We start from the raw sequence: 17,050 nt of genomic DNA, 5'->3' as shown, positions 1-17,050 counted from the left end.
ACGCGGATGCCGGGCCTGGCGCGCACCATAAGTAACCAGTAACGAACAGAACTCACCAGAGCCATCGGATTCTCGCAGGGGAGTGCCGACAACGGTCAAGAGCTGTGCGCGATGTTTCCCGTGTGACGGGAACGGCCCTGTCGTGATCGTCGGGATCACACATGACAGGGTGGCTCCCGAACAATTCCTGGCATGAACACGGGGGAACAGATGCGCCGCACGGGTCTGGCTCTGGCCACAGCCCTGCTCATCACCGCGAGCACCGCAGCGTGCTCCACGGACACCGCCACCGGCCGCCCCGGCGGGGCCGACTCAGGTGCCACGGGCACCCGGAGTCCCGAAGCGCCCGCTCCGGTGAGCGTCGGCACCACCATCACCAAGGACCTGGGGAAGGACCTGGGAGACGGGTCGAAATTCGCCTATACGGTCAAGCGTGTGATCGATCCCGCCAGACCGACGGCGAAATCCCAGGATCAACTCAAGCCCGGAACCCGCTGGATCGGGGTCGAGCTCAGCTTCTCCAACGTCGGCTCGACCTTCGTCGAGGAATCACCCTGGCGGACACAGCTCCTGCCTCCAGGAGACGGCGAACCTCTCCAGGCTGCCGCCTGGCTCGACCACGAGATCGTCGACGGCCCCGCCGTGCCCTATTTCATGAAGTTGCGGCCTGGTCAGAGCGCCGAGGGCTTCTTCGTGTTCGAGCTTCCCGAGCACACGAAGTTCGACCGGGTCCAGTACACCCTCCTCGGGAACGAAAGCATCAAGCTGCGATGGACGGCGAACTGACCGCTGTGACCGGGGCGTTGCCGGTCGCCGGGCATCACCGTGTCCGTCCGTCGACCGGCAACCACCGCGCTGTCCGTCGACCGGCCACGGCTGTCATTGGAGGCGGGCCCTGCCGAAATAGGCCGGATGACGAATAGCGTTCCGCCCGCCGGACCACTGCAGCACGGATCGCTTCTCCTGTCCGGGCGGGCCGCTCTCGTACACCACCACATCGAACCCGAACCACTCTCCCCGTTCGAGTCCCGGGAAGAGCTCACTCTTCGGCAGTTGCGCCGATACGCGATATCCGGCGTCCGAGAACTCCGCCGTGGCCGAGGAGCCGGCGACCAGCTCCGTACCTGCCCGGTCGAACCCCGCGTAGTGCCGTACGACCGCCGGCCCTGGCAGGTCGGCGGCCTTCGGCACGAGGAAGTAGCTTTTGATCCTGCCGCTGCCCAGGGGGTACTCGAAGAGGAGCTGCACCGAGTCCTGCGCGAAGTAGAAGCCGTTCACCTTGTCGAACACCTGGGTAAGGTCCTTGACGCTCGCGCAGACCCGGACGTGCTCCTCGGAGTGCTCGAAGGCGAGCACCGCGCTGAACTCCTCGTCACTCGTGGGACGGACTCCGTAGGTGACGTGCGTGCGGAAGAACTGCCATGCGGGGGCCGCCGAGGCACCGCTCAGCTCGATCCTGGCTCCTGTACCCGTGCCCATATCGATACCCGTACCCGTACCCGCGCCCGCGGACGTGCCGCCGCCGCGAGGTATCTCGATCCTGCCGCCGGCCTCTTCCGCGTGCTGCATGCGCTTGAACCGGCGTTCGTCCACCTGCGGGTCGAACAGACGCTCCCGGAACGTGCTGGCTCCGTCCAGGAATTCCCATACGTCGTCGAGGACGGCTTCCGGGGAACGCGAAAGGAACCGCGGAGGCTCCAGCAGCGACTCGGGAACCACCTCCGGATACAGGCGGCCGAGGTGTACGAGGGCGAAATAGACCTGGTCGCATGCGCGGAGCGCGTCGGCGCGCTCGTACAGAGTGCGCCATGCCGTGGCCTCGGGCCGGGCCAGAAACATCTGGCGCAGATCGCAGAAGGAGATGAGAAGGGCCGAGGACGCCTTGCCCTCGGGTGAGGCGACGTATATGTCTTTCCACAGATGGGCCGCGCTGTAGATCGCGGCGTCGACCGGGTCGAGGGACCGGGCCCGTGCGGAGGGAAGCCGCCAGGGGCCGGCTCGCCGCAGAAAGCAACTGTTGTCCGCATGAGGAAAGTTGGGATCGAAACCCGGGCCGTGCAGTTCGACGGCGAAGACCGTCTTCGACTCCTCGTCGACGCGCAGGAACGGCGCCGCGTGCCGTCCCGTGGCGATGGCTCCCGTGATACGCCCCTCGGGAAGCGGCCGCAGCGTGCCCTCGGACGGATCGTAGGTGGACTGCGAATATCCCAGCGAGAGCAGGGCGTTGCCGTAGTCGTCCAGTTGGTCTGCGCCGATGAGCAGGTCGATATCGCCGAAACCTCTGTCCTCCGGCTTCGGATAGTAGGCGGTCGCCCAGGCGGGCCCCTTCAGTACCAGAGGCTCCAGCCCATGGCCGTTGAGGCCTTTCAACAGGGCTTCGCATTCTTCCCAGAGCGCCGCCATGGTCCGCCGCTTCTCGCGCGTCGCGCGCGCCAGGGCCAGGACGAAAGCCTCCGGCACCTCGTGTCCTCGCTCCCGCAGCCCGGTCAGGCTCGTCTCCACGAGGAGCGGCACCTTGTGGCGTACGGCCTCCGCGGCGGCCAAGTCCCCGTCGAAATCCTCGCGTCGGACCATCCGCGCCAGCCGCTGCTCGTCGCGCTCGGTGACCGGCGCGCCGGATGCTCCGAGGAGAAACTCTGGAAGCCACTCGGGAGAACCTTCGTTCATACGCGTTCACCTCTCTCGGTATCAGCCCCGGTGAAACTACGGAGAATCGCGGTGGACGCCTTCTCCGGCCAGAAGCCTTCCATCGCGCCCACCGGGTCGGATCCGCTCGGTCCGAACGTCAATTCGCAGGCTTCCGGATCGCTTGCCAGCAGGGAATCCGCCGTAGCCGAAGCGAGCGAGCGGAACTCGGCCGCGGACATGAACGGCAGCCAGTCCGGCAGGGGAGGATCATCGACCAGGGTGTGCAGAACCCGTTCCCGCGTTTCATTTCTCGGCAGCACACGCACAGCCGCCACCGTGCGTCGTTCGTCGAAGGACGGGAAGACGATCAGATCGAGTGGCGCGCTACGGCAGAGCGGGCTTCTGCCCCAGATCCGCTCAAGTACCGGAAAGTAGAACTCTTCCTTTCCTCCGTTGAACACCGGAGAACTCATGTAGTCGCCGGTTCGCTCTTCGTACTCCAGCGCATCGTGCAGCGTCCTGTTGTCGTCCACCGTGCCGCGCGCCACACGGGTAATGTGCGGAAACGCGATCATGTCCCAGGCGCCGTCCGGCGTTCGCAGCGCGAACGACAGGTCATTGGACACCTGTCGAGCGCCACGGCTCATGAATCGGCACAGCAGGGTGGACTTTCCGCTCCCCTTGTGTCCCATGAGCAACAGGCCTCGCCCCCGGAAGGTGCACCCGGCCGCATGCATCTGGGCGGCTCCCGCCTGCCGTAACGTCACGCGCAGCGGATATTTGAGCACGTGCTCCGTGTGCGAGACATCGTAGGCGTTGCCCGGGCGCAGATAGCGCATCGTACGCTCATCGCGGGAGAACACCGTCAGGCCGAGGAACGGACGCCGGTGCACCACGAGGGATCGGCCCGCGGAGAAGTCGTAGCGGTCCGAGGCGAAGTCTCCCGGCCAGCGTCTCATCGGCACCGGCGATATTCCCGCCGCCGTGAAAACCTTCAGCAGGCGGTCCACCGTCGCCGAATAGTCGGGCAGCCGATAGCTGTGAACGGTCCAGTGACGGTCGGCTCCGTGCTCCGCCGACGCACCGTTCTCGATATCGCAGTAAGGACCCAGAATTGTCCGGGCAACTCGCAAGCCCTGCTGAACGTCCGACCAGAACCGGACCCCTTGCCCGGCGAGTGTGAGCACCATGCGATGCGCCAACGGATATGGCGGTCCGGTGAGTTGCCTGACTTGACCGATGATGTCGCTGATCTCGAATACCTCTCGATCGGACGTCACTGTGACATCAGGCCGACGACACGGAGCCACGCGATGCCAGTACGGATTCGGCCACAGAGACGAACCCCGTCAGAACGGCTCGGGCACAGCTCAGGACGAGTGCCGGAGTTCCGGTGTCGCCGCGTGCGGTGGTCCCGTCTGTCGCTCCTGCTCCCTCTCTTGTCTCTCCTGTGCTCAGTGCGCGAAGCCTCATGAGCTGTCCCGACTCCTTGAGCCGTTCGAGCCCCGTTTCCCAGTCCGTCCGGCTCCGACAGGATGTGAGTGCGTGTACGGAAGCGAGCAGGGCGGCACGCTCGGCCTCCTGGAGAGGGGCGCACAGCTCCTCGATCCAGGTGGTCGACGCGGTTGGCAGGGAAGCCGTCACCGGCGAGGCAGCCTGCTGTTTCCGCCGACTCGACAGGTACTGGAGGTGGCCGCGCAGAGCCGGGAGACGCAGTGCCGCTTCATACTCGGTCGTGACCTCGTGGACCGGAACGAACCGTCCACGCCAAGGAAAACGGGCCGGATCGGCGAACCTGACGAAGTCGAACATCCCGCCGTGGACCGCCGTCAGATGTCCGTACGCGAGGTCCACCGCGTCCGCCGGCAGCGAGCCGAGCGCCTCGGCCATCCGTTCCGACCGTACTTCCAGCGCGGAAGCCAGGAACCAGCCTGCCAGCGTGGTGACATATTCGGCGGCGGACCGCCGCTCGCCCGGTTCATCGAACGTCCCCGCACGCAGAAAATCCGTGAATGCCTCGTGCAGCTCCCGCACGTGAGCGTGGACAGTCTCCCGGACCCGAGGATCACGGTCCCAGATCCAGGCCACCACCTGGCCGTGCACCAGCAGCGAATAGAGCTCCAACGTCGCGATTCCAGGAGTCTCCCGCTCCGGCGTGTAATGCGCCGGGAGCGCTTCCTGTGATCCCTCGTGCCACGCGTCGACCTCAGGCGGATGCCGCCGCTCGGACGCGATGGCCGCGTATGCGGGCTTGAGGTTCTTGACCGGTGGGAACCAGTTCAGCACCGTGGCGTGCACGTAGTCGTGGGAACCGAACAGGACCAGTTTCCTGAGGGTTTCGAGAATACGCAGCAGACTCGCCACGGCCTGAGGTCCGCCCGTTCTCGCCATCGCCGGCCATCGCCGGTCGAAGACGATGACCGGTCGAATGACCTGCCAACCGAGACCGACCGAGTCGTCCTTGTACTGGACGGACAGCGCGTACCGGAAACGGAATCCACCGACCTGGTACGACGAGATCGCCTCCAGGCGCACAGTGTCCCGGACTTCGTCCGCCTCGTAGACATGAATTCGTTCGTTGACGCCCGTTGCGGCGAATGTGTCGACCGGAATGCTGTCCGGCAGGAAGATCGGAGCGGACAGGTAAAGGGCGCGCTTGCATGTGCTGTTACGGAGAAAGAGCTCGCTGGTGTCCGTACCCGAGATCGCCGTCCATGCCTCGTGATAAGGGGAGATCGCCTGAAGTTCCTCCATCAGGAGGGCTTCGACGGAGACGTGCGAAGGAATCCGCATGGCTTCGATGATGTCGTTGTCGGACGCGTCCGGATCAATGATCGAGCGGGCCGGATCGATCTGTCGTGATCGTAGGCCCTCGTTCAATAACGGTACCGGTAACCCCATGTGCGCCCTCCGGCCGACAGCGTTCAGGGCATCCAACGTCAGGAGTTTATCGAATGTGATTATGCAGCAGCGGGGCGCGGGTGCGCAACGGTGCTGACACTCCAAGAGCTCTTCGGACGAGTCCGATTGACCCATTGATGGTGGTCACAGGTTTGGTCGAGCCGGGCCAGTTGTTGCGTATGTTCCGCCGGTTGCTTCCGGTCGCTCGTCGCCACAAGATCGGGCGGTCGGGAGGATCTTGCCCATTCTGAAATTCGATCTCTCTTCTGACGAGGCGGACAGCGGACAGGCGCGCACGTTGATCCCGGAATTCAGTACGCCCGGACCGGCCGCGCTGCGCGCCCGATCATCGCCACGTGTCCCATCACGCGAGGAGGTGCGCGCGTCCTATTCACGCCAGGGAGTGCGCGCGACAGATACCTGAATTCCGCCGCACACCCGGCCGGCCGTCCCTGCACGGGAGGCGAGCAGCTCCACGACCTCGCGCGGGTTCCGGGCCGTCAGGGCGGCCTGCTGTCGTGTGTCGGCCGGGCCGCCCCACGACGCGTGGATACCCAGCGCTCCGGCCGCCTCGGCGCACCTGAGATCCACCTCGGCATCACCTACGTAGACGGCTTCGCCCGCGGCGACGCCCAGCTGCAGACAGCAACGGACCAGCCCCTCGGGGGCGGGCTTGGGGGCTCGTACCTCGTCGCCTCCGACGACACAGGAGAAGTACCCCTCCAGGCCCGCCGTCGCCAGCATGAGCGTCGCCGCACGGCGGGTGGCGCTGGTGAAGACCCCGAGAGCCCGGCCCTGGCTGCCGAGAGTGTCCAGCATCTCCACCGCGCCAGGGAACGCTTCCACGTCGGCAGTGGTCACCGCCAGACAGCGATAGAAACACTCCATGTCGTCGGGGGAGACGGCCCGGCCCAGAAAGTGCTCCAGAACCACGGAAGTTGACCCCATGTGCCAGACCGCCATGACCTCGGACGGCGAGATCTCGCCTCCGCCCAGGGTGCGGATCGCGTCGGTGTAGGCCTGGGGAACCGACCTCATGGTGTCGACCAGTGTTCCGTCGAGATCGAAGACGACGGCTCGGTGGCCGTGCGCGTAGGTCGGCGTTGGCATGTCTGCTTTCTGGCGGGAGCGGGTCACCGCGGTACGGTGGCGGGCTCAGGCAACCGTTCCCCTCACCTTGTGCACGAGGGGCTACCTTAGCCGCGCGGCACCGACGCCGGAATTCGGCGTCGGTGCCGCGTCTTGGCCCCTCGGGCGGGCATGCCGGACTTGCTTGCCCGGTCGCGGATATGCGCGCCTACGGGAAGAGCGCGATCCCGGCGAGCGGCAGCATGATGATGGCTATGACGATGGCGCAGGCGATCCAGAGCCGGCCGTGTACTACGGGTGCCGTTGGGCCTCCTCCGCGGGGGCGGTCCTCCGGGAGGATCGGGTGCTCGGGCCGGTCGTGCGCATAGAAATCGGTATCGGTGCTGACCATGAGAACCCCCTTCGAGGTCCGCTTGTCCCCGGCAGGGCCAGATCAGGCCCCGTATCTAAACACCTTCCCCCAAATGGGTCATATACACATGAAAGCAAAATCTCGCTCAAATGGGCGGGGCTGCGCTTTGACGAATTCGAGTGAGTCGCCCGATAGGGAGTGAGTCGCCCGATAGGGAAGGAAGGGGGGCGGCTTGTCGATGCGCGCGAACCAGCGGGTTGGGCCGGTCCCTCCGTGACCGCGTCCAGGGCTCGTGAGCCCGCTTGCCGCGCTCGCTCCATGGCTTTTACCGGCGGGCGGATTTCCAGCTCGCCCAGGCGAGGCAGGCGAGGACCGCGGCGACGGCGAAATCGTCGATGCTGCCGGCGCTCTCTCTCGCCGAGGCGACGGAACCGATGGCGAGCGCCGCGAAGAGCACGGCAAGGACAGTCCAGAATTTCTTCACGGCAACCCCCAGATGCTGTGGACGCGAGCCTAGCGGGCTGGCCGTTCAGGTCGATTGCCACGGTCCATGAGGGCGGGTGGCCGGTCTCGCGGCCTCGCCCCCGACCGTATCTCCCGCGCGCACCCTGGTGGATGAGGTGGCACCGCGATGGACGACGACGACAGCTGCGAGGCCGAGGGCCAGGCCGAGGGCGGTCTGCGGACCGAACGATTCACCGAACATGAGGGCTCCCCAGACTGCCGTGACCGGGGTCATGAGGAACATGAGCGTATTGACCTTGGTCACTCCGGAACGCCTCAGGATGAGCCAGTACAGCCCGTACCCGCCGAAGGTCGACAAGGCCACGAGCCAGGTGATCGCGACCCAGAACGAGAGCTCGGCGGGCGGCGTCGCGGCTCCGGCGCTCACGGCGAGTGCCACGAAGGCGACGGCGCTGGTGGCGCAGTGGACGGTCATCGACACCGCGGGCGCGACCCGCGCGCGGGAGCGGCTTTCGAGGAACGTGGCGGCTATCAGCGAGAACATGCCGAGGAACGGGATGAGGTAGGCCCACCAGGCCACACCGGTGCGGGCCGCGGCATCGGCCATGGTGACGACGGCGGCGCCGCTCACCCCCAGGCACAGCCCGAGCCACTGCTTGCGCGAGACGTATTGACGCAACAACGGTCCCGCGAGTGCTCCGGCGACGAGGGGCTGGACGCCGTCGATCAGAGCTGTGGTGCCGCTGGAGACGCCGAGTTGAATCGCGTAGTAGACGGTGAGCAGATAACCGCTCTGCGACAGCACGCCGATCATGGCCTGCCGGGCCACATCCCGTACCGCGAGGCCCCGCCACGACGTTCTGCGGACGGTGGCGACGACGATCAGGATCACGGCCAGCGGCAGGAACCGCCACATCAGGATCGTGACCGCGGACGCGCTGCCCGCGCCGAGCTTGGCCCCGATGAACCCGGAGCTCCAGCAGAGCACGAAGGCGATCGAGAGCAGGAAGTTCACGTCTCGTCCTCCAGTAAACAGATCGGTATACTCGCCCCTCACTATACAGATCGGTATACTCTTGAGTCATGGGCACTTCTGAGGGGCCACGGCGGATCACGATGACGCCTGCCGCGCGGCGCGTCCTGGAGGCCGCCACGAGGCTGTTCTACGAGCGCGGCATCCATGCCGTCGGGGTGGACCTGATCGCCGCCGAGGCCGGGGTGACGAAGAAAACCCTCTACGACCGGTTCGGTTCCAAGGAGCAGATCGTCGAGGAGTACCTCGCGGACCGTGACGAACGCTGGCGGGTCTTCCTCGCCCAGCACCTCGACGCCGCGCGGCCGGTGTCGGCGGCGCGTGTCCTGGCCGTCTTCGACGCCTCACGCGCGTGGTCGGAGGAGAACAGTCCCAAGGGGTGCAGCATGGTCAACGCTCACGCCGAGATCAGCGATCCCTCCCACCCGGCCTACGCGATCATCACCGGGCAGAAGCAGTGGATGCTCGCCCTGTTCACCGACCTCGCCGGGGGCATCACCCCGGACGGGGCCGACCAACTGGGCCGGACGCTCATGCTGCTTCACGAAGGAGCGCTCGTCGCCCACGGCCTGAACATCTTCGCGGACCCCATCGTTCATGCCCGCGAACAGGCGCGAGTTCTCCTTGCCGCCCCTGGGGACTCCGCAGCGAAGCGGTAGACGCCGCGCAGCCGGCTCTTACACCGTGTGCATGATCGAGGAGCACGATCCCTGAATCTTCACGTGATCGTGTGCTGGGTTCGTTCTTTCGACGGCAGGGCCGTTGCTCGGCTGGGATCATCTGCTGGACTCTCACGGGGCACCCTCGCCGACTGTTGCCTCTCGCTGCCCGGGAGCCCGTCCTGACGGTCCGGGCACCCGCCAGGAGAACCCGGAGCACGGCAGTGGGGGGGGCATGGCCGGGGAGCGTTGTCGGGGGAGGCGGTTGTGACGGCATGCGCCGCGTGTCCCGCTGTCGAAGCTGTGCTGGGTGCAAGGTAGGGGGCCGCTCATGACCGCAGGGGATCCACACAGCCGCATTCCCGCGTATACGGGCGTGGAACGCTTCGTCGACGCGTTCGACAAGCTGGTGGTGCAACCCCGGCGCAGCCGCAGCAGAGTGCCGGTCGTCCTGCTCAGCGAGCCGGGCGGAGGCGACGCGGGACGCCGGATCGTGGCGGGACTCCGCTCACGGATGCGTGGCCGCAGCGAGGTTCTGGCCCCGCACGCGTACATCCCGCGAATCCCGGACGGGGCCGACCGGCCGCCGCTCGAACTCTTCGAGCATCTCACCCTTCAGCTCGCCGAGACCATGCCGCCCGGAACCGGCGAACTGCACCTGCACAGCTACCGGTTGCTGCGCTCCGTCGTCACCGCGCCGGCGATCGAGGGCCTCATGGAGCGCCGCCACGCCGAGTTGCGCAACCACTGCTACGCGGAGCACCGCAACTGGTCGCGTACCGCGCAGAGCCTGTGGTGGCTCGGGGGTCGTGACCAGGCCAGCGGCGGCACACTGCTCGAACTGCTGTGGAACTTCGTCGCGGGCCCGCTCTTCCAGCGGCTGCCCCGCGCGCTCTTCGGCTGGCGTGCCAACCGCCGCATGCTCGGGCGCGCCCGCAGCCGCAGTTGGTACGCGGAGTGGGTGCGCCGTCAGCACGGCAGCCCGCCCACCGACTTCTTCCGCTCGGCGCTCGACCTCGTACACGGCGAGCCCGCCCATGAGCCGGAACGGATGGACCGGGTCCTCATGCACGCCCTGCTCGCCGACCTCGATCAGGCCTGCCGGGCCCGTCTGCTCAACCCCTGGCGGCGCCGGCGTACTTCCCGCTTCGTGCTCCTCTTCGACGAGGCGGGGCCCGCCGACTCGCGCGCCCAGCGCTTTCTGCGTGAACTGCGCTCCGCCATGGAGGACTTGCGCTGTACCTCGGTGTTCGCGGTGGCGGGCGGCGTACGCTCGCTGGCTTCACGTCTCCCCGACATCGACTCGTCGGGGCTCGCCCACGCCGGCGCCGAGCTGATCAACATAGAGCGGCGCGGTATGACGCCCGGTCAGCCGACCGGCATCGTCGTGCCGGTCTGCGAGGGGCCCGAGGACGACCAGGCGGCGGTGTACTGGCTCGGCCGCTGGCCCACACTGGTCACACCGTCGCCACGCTGGGGCCCAGGCGCCGAGGCGGCCGGAGTGCTGGGCATCGGGGTACTCGCGCCGGCACTCGTCGCCGTCGCCGCCCTCGCACCGAACCTCATGAGCCCCGAGGCGGACAACCCCTGCCAGGGCTCGGCCTTTCTCGGCACGGACGGGCAGTGCGTCGGTGTCGCGCAAGGCGCGACCGGCTTCGGAGGCGAGCCCGGTGAGCAGGCGGTACGGGCCGTGCTCCAGCAGATCGAGCGGCAGAACAAGGAGGTCGACACGGCGCTCGCGGGCCGGTCGGGCCAGGACCCCCGCCCCGGCCGCCGCACCCTCGTCTACTTCGGCCCGCTCACCGGCGGCGAGGACGCCGAAGACCCCGTGCGCGGCGGCACACTGGCGGAGCTGCGCGGCATCGCACTGGCACAGCGGCACATCAACACCCAGGCCCTGCGTTCCGGCGAACGCGTACCGCTACGGGTCCTCGCCGCCAACGCCGGTGACCGCTTCAAGGACGCACCCGCCGTCGCCGACCGGATCGCCGAGCTCGCCGCGAAGGATCCGTCCATCGTCGGTGTGGTGGGCCTCGGACAGAGCCGCCGTAAGACGTACGACGCGATACGGATCCTCGACGCGGCCGGCATCCCGATGGTCGGCACCTCGGGAACCGCCGACGAGCTCCTCCGGCTGGGCGAGCACTACTACCAGATGGCCCCCACCGATGAGAGGGCCGCCGAGATGATGGCGGTGTTCGCCTCGAACGCCGGGATGACCGCGGACGGACGCACGGCACGCCGCGTGGCGCTCGTCGCGGACGTCACCGACGCCTACAGCAACAGTCTCGCCGCGTCCTTCCGCGCCTCGTACGGGCCCGGGCGCACCGACACACTCCTCTACACCCCCACCGACGCACCGGAGCCGGGGCCGGTGTCCGGTGCTCTGGGCGGGCGGTCCGTGCCGACCGTGGAGGACCTGGCCCGTGAGGTCTGCCAGGCCGTACGGGAGGAGCCGAGGACCGCGGTGGTCTGGTCGGCGCGGGCCAGCCAGCTACAGCTGTTCCTCGCCGAGATCGCCCGGCTCTCGGGTGACTGCCCGGAGATCAGTGTGCTCGGTGGCGACGATGTCACCAACACCATGACCGAGGAGCAGCGCCTCTGGGACGAATTCAAGGGCCTCACCCTCTTCTACGTCGCCCACGGCTACGCCCCCGCGCAGGCGGGACGGAATCCGGAGGCCGCGGCATTCCTCTCCGCGTACGACCGTGCCTACGGCGGTGACCACAGCACCGGGACGAAGGCGATGCGCGGGGACGGCCATGTCGCCCTCGCCTGGGACGCGTTGCGCTATCTCGCCGAAGGCGTCGACCAGGCATGGCGGACCACCGGCGGACGTGACGGCCAACTGGATCGCACCCTGCTGCAGGGCGTGCTCTACCAGGGTCTGGGCGACGGGGGGTTCGACGGGGTCACCGGCCGTATCGACGCCCATGGAGTCGCGGGCGGGGGTCGGTTGACGGAGGACAAACTGCTCGCGGTATTGCGGGGCAGCGACGGCGAGCCGGTCACCGAGCTGTTGTGCGGCACGGTGGCGCGCGGCGACCGGCGTACGACCTGGGGGCGGGAGGGGGAGAAACACGCCTGCCCGTAATCGCCCCCACCCGGAGCGGCCCGACGCCGCCCCGTCGAACCCTCGCTCCTTCAGAACGCGTTGACACCGTGTGCCCCTGAATCCGGGCGCATCCCCCGGGCACGGTCTACGGTCGCCGAACCTCGAACTGAAAGCAGCCGTACTCCAGGGCCCGTACGTGCACCAGTGCCACCTCCGGCTCGGCGAACGCTTCCCCGAAGACCCGGTCGAAGCCGGCCTCGGCATCGTCCGGGATCTCGAAGAAGCGGCCCCCGACGATATGTCCCTCGGCGTTGTAGCGGCGGATGGTGCGCAGCGCCCCCGGTCGCGCGAAGGGGTAGCCCCGGGCCTCCCGTGGCCCTCCGCATTCGTCGGCGTGGATGAATACCGGCCCCGCCTCGTCATAGGCCCCGGGCTCGGCCCCCGTTGCCGTCGCCCAGCGGCGCAGCGGCGCGTAGGAGACGAGGGCGACCCGCTCGCCGGGATCGATGGCCCGCAGACAGCAGCGAAGCGGGCTGCCCACGCAATCGAGGGGTACGCCGTCCTCGCGTGCGGTGTACGCCTTCAACGGCCGCCCGGTGTCATCGATGTTCCGGAGTTCCTTGAGCGCGGCGGGAGGGATGGGGAGAGGTGTGTACACGGTCATGGGTCCAGTGTCGGCGCCCGCCCTTTGACCGGCTGGCGGAATCCGGACGTGCAGGTCACCGGCACCGCCGTGGCGCCCGTTGTCCGGCGCCCGCTGTCCCGCACACGCGGACCCCGGCACGGGACTGACGCGCCGGGGTCCGACGACATGCTCAGGACGTGGGGGACAGGGCGAGCCTGGCCTTGTGGCCGGAGACCGACTTCACCCAGATCTTCAGGTTGTTGAGCCTGACGGTGCCGCCCGGACTGGTGCTGCCGCTCAAGTGTGCTCCGCCCGTCGTGGTGGCCGACAGCTTCACTGACCGGGAGCTGATGTGCGTGATCTTCAACTGCCCGAACCCGAACCGCCTGCTGTTGACCTTGATGGTCCTGGGCTTCGACACGGTGATGTCGCACCGCCCGTCGTAGCAGGGCCCCTGGCCGGCGCCGAACGCCACCGGTGTCATCAGGCCGAACCCCAGTGCGCCCGCCATGGTCAGTGTCACGGCGGTCGTCGCGGCTCGCCGGCGCATTCCCGTACTCATCAGTTGGACCTCCTGTGTGAAGCGGATTCCCGCTCGGCATTTCTAACCTGCCGGTTCCGGGACCCCTCCCGAGGAGACGCCTGACCGCCGCCCCGCCCCTGCCCCCTGACGGCCGGGCGGAAAGCGCCGTCGCTCTCTCCTGGATCCTCGACGATCATCCAAGGAAGAGCGGGAGTTTCGCGGCCAGTTCGGGAAGCCTGCCCAGTTCGGCCTTCTCCGCCTCGGTCGGCGCACGCCGTCCGGTGCCGACGAGCAGCGCGTCCTTGTCGGAGAACGATGCGGGGAACACGCTGTCGGCGATCTTCTCCAGCATCTCGCGGGACCGGGCGAGCCCCTCCGCGGGCGGTTCCGCCGCGTCCGGGAGGTGCGCGATCAGGTCGAGGTGGTGCAGCGTCCACTCCAGGACGTATACGGAGAGGTAGTCGCCCGCGGCGAGGACCTCGTCCCGGGTGCCGACCCGGAGGCCGGGGGCGGCGAGTTCGGCGGCGCGGCCGGCGGCGGAGCCGACGTCGTCGAGGTGGAACTTGAGCAGTCGAGGCTCCTCGTACGCGGCGGCCAGCCGGACGGTCAGCGCGTCGAGCGGGTCGTCGCCGGTCGGCGGCGTTTCGGCGAGGTCCCAGTAGGTGACCGCGTCGCGGGTCGGTTCCGTGTCGGCGGGGGTGACGAGGGTGATCAGGACGTCCTGGGCGTCGATGACCAGATGGCACACCAGGTCTCGCACGAGCCAACCGGTACAGCCGGACGGCCGTGCGAAGTCCTCGTCCGGGAGCTCGGCGACCGCCGTACGCAACGCCGTCCAGGACTGTGAGAAGAGATCCATGTCGGCAAGGTAGTGCGGTGCCGCAACGGCGGACAATCGCCATGTGGACGGTCGGTCCGCGTACTCGGCCGGTCGGCCCGTGTCAGAAGTCGCCCGTGCTGGGTGGGGGAGTCGGTGGAACTCTTCGGCCCGGCGCGCTCTCTCGTCCGCTGCGGAAGAATTGACTGCCGGGCGGGCCGGGGCGTCATCGGACCGGCTCCTCCATGGGCGGAGCGGCTATGGGGACAGCGGGCCGCTCCGCGGTCCCCGGGACCGTGTGGGCCCGGTAGGCGCGCATTGGTGCCGCGGTCTTGAGCAGCATTTCGTCGTACTCCGCCGCCGGATCGGAGCCGAGGACGATGGCCCTGCCCGCTCCGAGGCGCATCCGGCCGCCGCTGAACACGGCCGTGCGGATGACGATGTTGAGATCCGCCGCGCCGTTGCAGCTCAGATAGCCGAGGGCACCGGAGTGGACGCCACGGGCCCGGGTCTCCAACGAGTCGATGATCTCCATCGTCCGAGCCTTCGACGCTCCGGTCACCGAACCGCCGGGGAAGCAGGCGCGTACGCAGTCCACCGCGTCCGTGTCCTTCCGGAGCCGCCCCTCGACGGTGGAGACCAACTGGTGCACGGTCGCGTAGGTCTCGGTCGCCATCAGCCGGGGCACCCGTACAGTCCCCGTCTCGCAGACCCGGCCCAGGTCGTTGCGGAGCAGGTCGACGATCATCAGACTCTCGGCCCGGGTCTTCTCGTCGTCGGCGAGCGAGGCGCGCAACAGGGCGTCCTCCTGCGGCTGTTCACCGCGTGGCGCGGTGCCCTTGATGGGTTTGGCCTCGGCGGTGCCGTCCCGGGTGATCCGCAGGAACCGCTCGGGGGAGGAGCACGCCACGTCGACCTCCCGGAACTTCAGATAGGCCGCGTACGGTGCCGGGTCGGAGCGGCGCAGCGTCCGGTAGAAGTCGTACGAGTCACCCGGAGCCGGCAGCAGGGCGGCATTGGTGAGGCAGATCTCGTAGCTGACGCCTGCTCGCAACTCCCGTTGGCAGGCCTCGATGTCCGCGATGTAGGCCGTGCGGTCCCGGATCAGCCACGGTTCGGCGGCGTCCAGGACCACCGCGGCCGGGGGTGGCGCGGCCGGCGCGGGAGCCGACGGGACACAACTCAGGTTCACCACCGCGTTGTCGAGCCATTCGGTGGCCTCGCGCAGCCCGCTCGGGGTGTCCTCGGCCAGGCAGACGGCGTACGTGGTGTCCTCCTGGTGGTCGATCGCCACCAGCCGGTCGGCGAAGAGCCAGCAGGCGTCGGGGGTGTCGGCGCGGTGGCGGTTCGGGGAGCCGCAGTCGGCCTTGAGCTCGTACCCGAAGTAGCCGACATAACCGCCGGTGAAGTCGAAGGGCAATTCGGGGGCGTCCACCGTGCGCACCGCCAACTGCCGCTTGAGATAGTCGAATACGCTGCCCCGGACAGGGAGAAGGGGCTGCCCGGTCCGCTCGACCTCGGTCCAGCCCGCCTGGACGTCGTAGCGTACGAACTCGGACAGCGGGCCCGTGCCGTCGCCGAAGAAGGAGAAGCGGGACCGCCCCTCCTCGACCTGGGAGCTGTCCAGCCAGAAGGCGCGGGGCGCGTCGGCGCTCATCCGGGTGAAGGCCGTCTCGGGATCCACCGCGGTGTCGATCATCCTGGTGTGCAGCCGGTAGCCGCCGCCCGGCGCGGCGGCCGGCACGGCGTGGGCCGGAACGCTGATGGCCGGAAAGGCGGTTGGGCCCGGAGTGGCGGGGCGGGTTTCCCGGGCACCGGAGGCCGCTGTGGTCCGGCGCCACGCGTCCCGGCGACGGGCCGGTGCCGGGGCCGGCCGGGGCCAGGCCGTCGTCAGATCCTGGAAGTTCGCGAGCATACGGTGGCCGAACTCCGTGAGTACGGACTCGGGATGGAACTGCACGCCCCACAGTGGACGTGTCCGGTGCCGCAGTCCCATCAGCACGCCGTCCTCGGCCCAGGCGGTGGCCTCCAGAGTGGGCGGCAGAGGTTCCCGTACCGACAGCGAGTGGTAGCGGACCGCCGTGAAGCTCTGCGGGAGTCCACGGAACAGCCCCTGGCCGTTGTGCCTGATCGTGGACAGATGTCCGTGCCGGGGCCGGGGCGCCGAGTCCACCAGCGCCTGCTCACCGATCGCGATGGCCTGATGCCCGAGGCACACACCGAGTACGGGGATACCGGACCTGGCCAGCAGCGCCGTGCCGATGCCGAAGTCGCGCGGCGTACCGGGGTGTCCGGGCCCGGGGGACACCACGACATTGTCGAACATCCACAGATCCAGCTCCTCCAGTGCCGGTGCGTCGTTGAGCATCACCACCGGCTCCTCGCCGTTCACTTCGGCGAGCAGCTGAAACAGGTTGTACGTGTACGAGTCGTAATTATCGATGAGCAGAGTGTTCACCCGGCCCACCTCCCTTTCGTCTTTCCGGCGCTTAACGGGCCGGTCGTTACGCGGCCCGTCGCCTGTGCCGCCCGCGCAGCGCCCCGAGCGGCGGGTGCAGCCATTTCTGGAGGAAACGCTGTAGGTGCGGCATGAGCACCCACGTGACAATCGCCGTCACGGTCAGACAGAGAATCAGGGGCCTGACGAGGACGTTGAGATTTCCGAGACAGGGATCACCGTCAGGCTGAAGATGAGTACCGGCGGGGATGACATGCCATGCGGAACCGGATTCACCAGGGGGAGAAATCCGCCACCGGGACAGCCCGGTATCCGGGCTGCCGCACCCCGTACGGCCATTGCCGGGAACGGAACTCACTCTCGCGTCCCGGCGCCACATGGCAGGCGGTCGTGACGGTCGTCGGTTCCCTCCGCACTCCGGCTACGACCTCCTTTTGGCATCGCG

General features: G+C 68.2%; 14 protein-coding genes. 3 read left to right on the top strand and 11 right to left on the bottom strand.

All coding sequences use genetic code 11. The features are described 5' to 3' along the window. The first annotated feature begins 192 nt into the window (after positions 1-192). Positions 193-786 (top strand): hypothetical protein, encoded by a 594-nt coding sequence (locus tag ACIQD6_RS08485; RefSeq protein WP_401879799.1) that lies wholly within the window; start codon positions 193-195, stop codon positions 784-786. A 93-nt stretch (positions 787-879) separates the two neighbouring features. Here the strand turns inward: ACIQD6_RS08485 and ACIQD6_RS08480 are convergent, their stop codons facing one another. From ACIQD6_RS08480 to ACIQD6_RS08450, 7 genes are all read right to left on the bottom strand, one after another. Further along, entirely contained in the window at positions 880-2,667 is a 1,788-nt protein-coding gene (locus tag ACIQD6_RS08480) for a nucleotidyltransferase family protein (RefSeq protein WP_401879796.1), read from the bottom strand. Next, the gene (locus tag ACIQD6_RS08475; protein ID WP_401879794.1) at positions 2,664-3,908 is read right to left on the bottom strand and encodes a hypothetical protein; all 1,245 of its coding nucleotides are present in this window, start codon (positions 3,906-3,908) and stop codon (positions 2,664-2,666) included. Before ACIQD6_RS08475 ends, ACIQD6_RS08480 begins: the two co-directional genes overlap by 4 nt. A gap of 7 nt (positions 3,909-3,915) precedes the next feature. Then, complete coding sequence (locus ACIQD6_RS08470; RefSeq protein ID WP_401879791.1) at positions 3,916-5,421, bottom strand: hypothetical protein; 1,506 nt, start codon at positions 5,419-5,421, stop codon at positions 3,916-3,918. Between the two features lie 495 nt (positions 5,422-5,916). Continuing rightward, positions 5,917-6,639 (bottom strand): HAD family hydrolase, encoded by a 723-nt coding sequence (locus ACIQD6_RS08465; RefSeq protein WP_401879788.1) that lies wholly within the window; start codon positions 6,637-6,639, stop codon positions 5,917-5,919. 187 nt (positions 6,640-6,826) lie between these two features. Next, positions 6,827-7,009 carry a hypothetical protein gene (locus ACIQD6_RS08460; protein ID WP_401879785.1) on the bottom strand — a complete coding sequence of 61 codons (183 nt, stop codon included), beginning with the start codon at positions 7,007-7,009 and terminating at the stop codon, positions 6,827-6,829. 286 nt (positions 7,010-7,295) lie between these two features. Beyond that, positions 7,296-7,454, bottom strand: coding sequence for a hypothetical protein (locus ACIQD6_RS08455; RefSeq protein WP_401879783.1), 159 nt, complete (start codon positions 7,452-7,454; stop codon positions 7,296-7,298). 45 nt (positions 7,455-7,499) lie between these two features. Next, positions 7,500-8,450, bottom strand: coding sequence for a DMT family transporter (locus ACIQD6_RS08450; RefSeq protein WP_401879781.1), 951 nt, complete (start codon positions 8,448-8,450; stop codon positions 7,500-7,502). A 68-nt stretch (positions 8,451-8,518) separates the two neighbouring features. Here ACIQD6_RS08450 and ACIQD6_RS08445 point away from each other — a divergent pair, with 68 nt between their 5' ends. Next, positions 8,519-9,127 carry a TetR/AcrR family transcriptional regulator gene (locus ACIQD6_RS08445; RefSeq protein WP_401879778.1) on the top strand — a complete coding sequence of 203 codons (609 nt, stop codon included), beginning with the start codon at positions 8,519-8,521 and terminating at the stop codon, positions 9,125-9,127. A 331-nt stretch (positions 9,128-9,458) separates the two neighbouring features. Continuing rightward, complete coding sequence (locus ACIQD6_RS08440) at positions 9,459-12,221, top strand: ABC transporter substrate-binding protein (RefSeq protein WP_401879775.1); 2,763 nt, start codon at positions 9,459-9,461, stop codon at positions 12,219-12,221. Positions 12,222-12,327: 106 nt separating this feature from the next. Here ACIQD6_RS08440 and ACIQD6_RS08435 read toward each other — a convergent pair whose 3' ends face one another. From ACIQD6_RS08435 to pabB, 4 genes are all read right to left on the bottom strand, one after another. Beyond that, entirely contained in the window at positions 12,328-12,846 is a 519-nt protein-coding gene (locus ACIQD6_RS08435; RefSeq protein WP_401879772.1) for a DUF1203 domain-containing protein, read from the bottom strand. Between the two features lie 151 nt (positions 12,847-12,997). After that, entirely contained in the window at positions 12,998-13,369 is a 372-nt protein-coding gene (locus ACIQD6_RS08430; RefSeq protein WP_401879769.1) for a hypothetical protein, read from the bottom strand. Between the two features lie 154 nt (positions 13,370-13,523). Continuing rightward, positions 13,524-14,189 (bottom strand): maleylpyruvate isomerase N-terminal domain-containing protein, encoded by a 666-nt coding sequence (locus tag ACIQD6_RS08425; RefSeq protein WP_401879767.1) that lies wholly within the window; start codon positions 14,187-14,189, stop codon positions 13,524-13,526. A 184-nt stretch (positions 14,190-14,373) separates the two neighbouring features. Further along, entirely contained in the window at positions 14,374-16,605 is a 2,232-nt protein-coding gene (pabB, locus tag ACIQD6_RS08420; RefSeq protein WP_401879764.1) for an aminodeoxychorismate synthase component I, read from the bottom strand. Between the last annotated feature and the right edge of the window lie 445 nt (positions 16,606-17,050).

Source organism: Streptomyces sp. NPDC088400 (assembly GCF_044753355.1).
Taxonomy (GTDB): Bacteria; Actinomycetota; Actinomycetes; order Streptomycetales; family Streptomycetaceae; genus Streptomyces.
The sequence above is the reverse complement of the archived record's forward strand: the minus strand, read 5'-3'. Positions and strand labels throughout refer to the sequence as shown.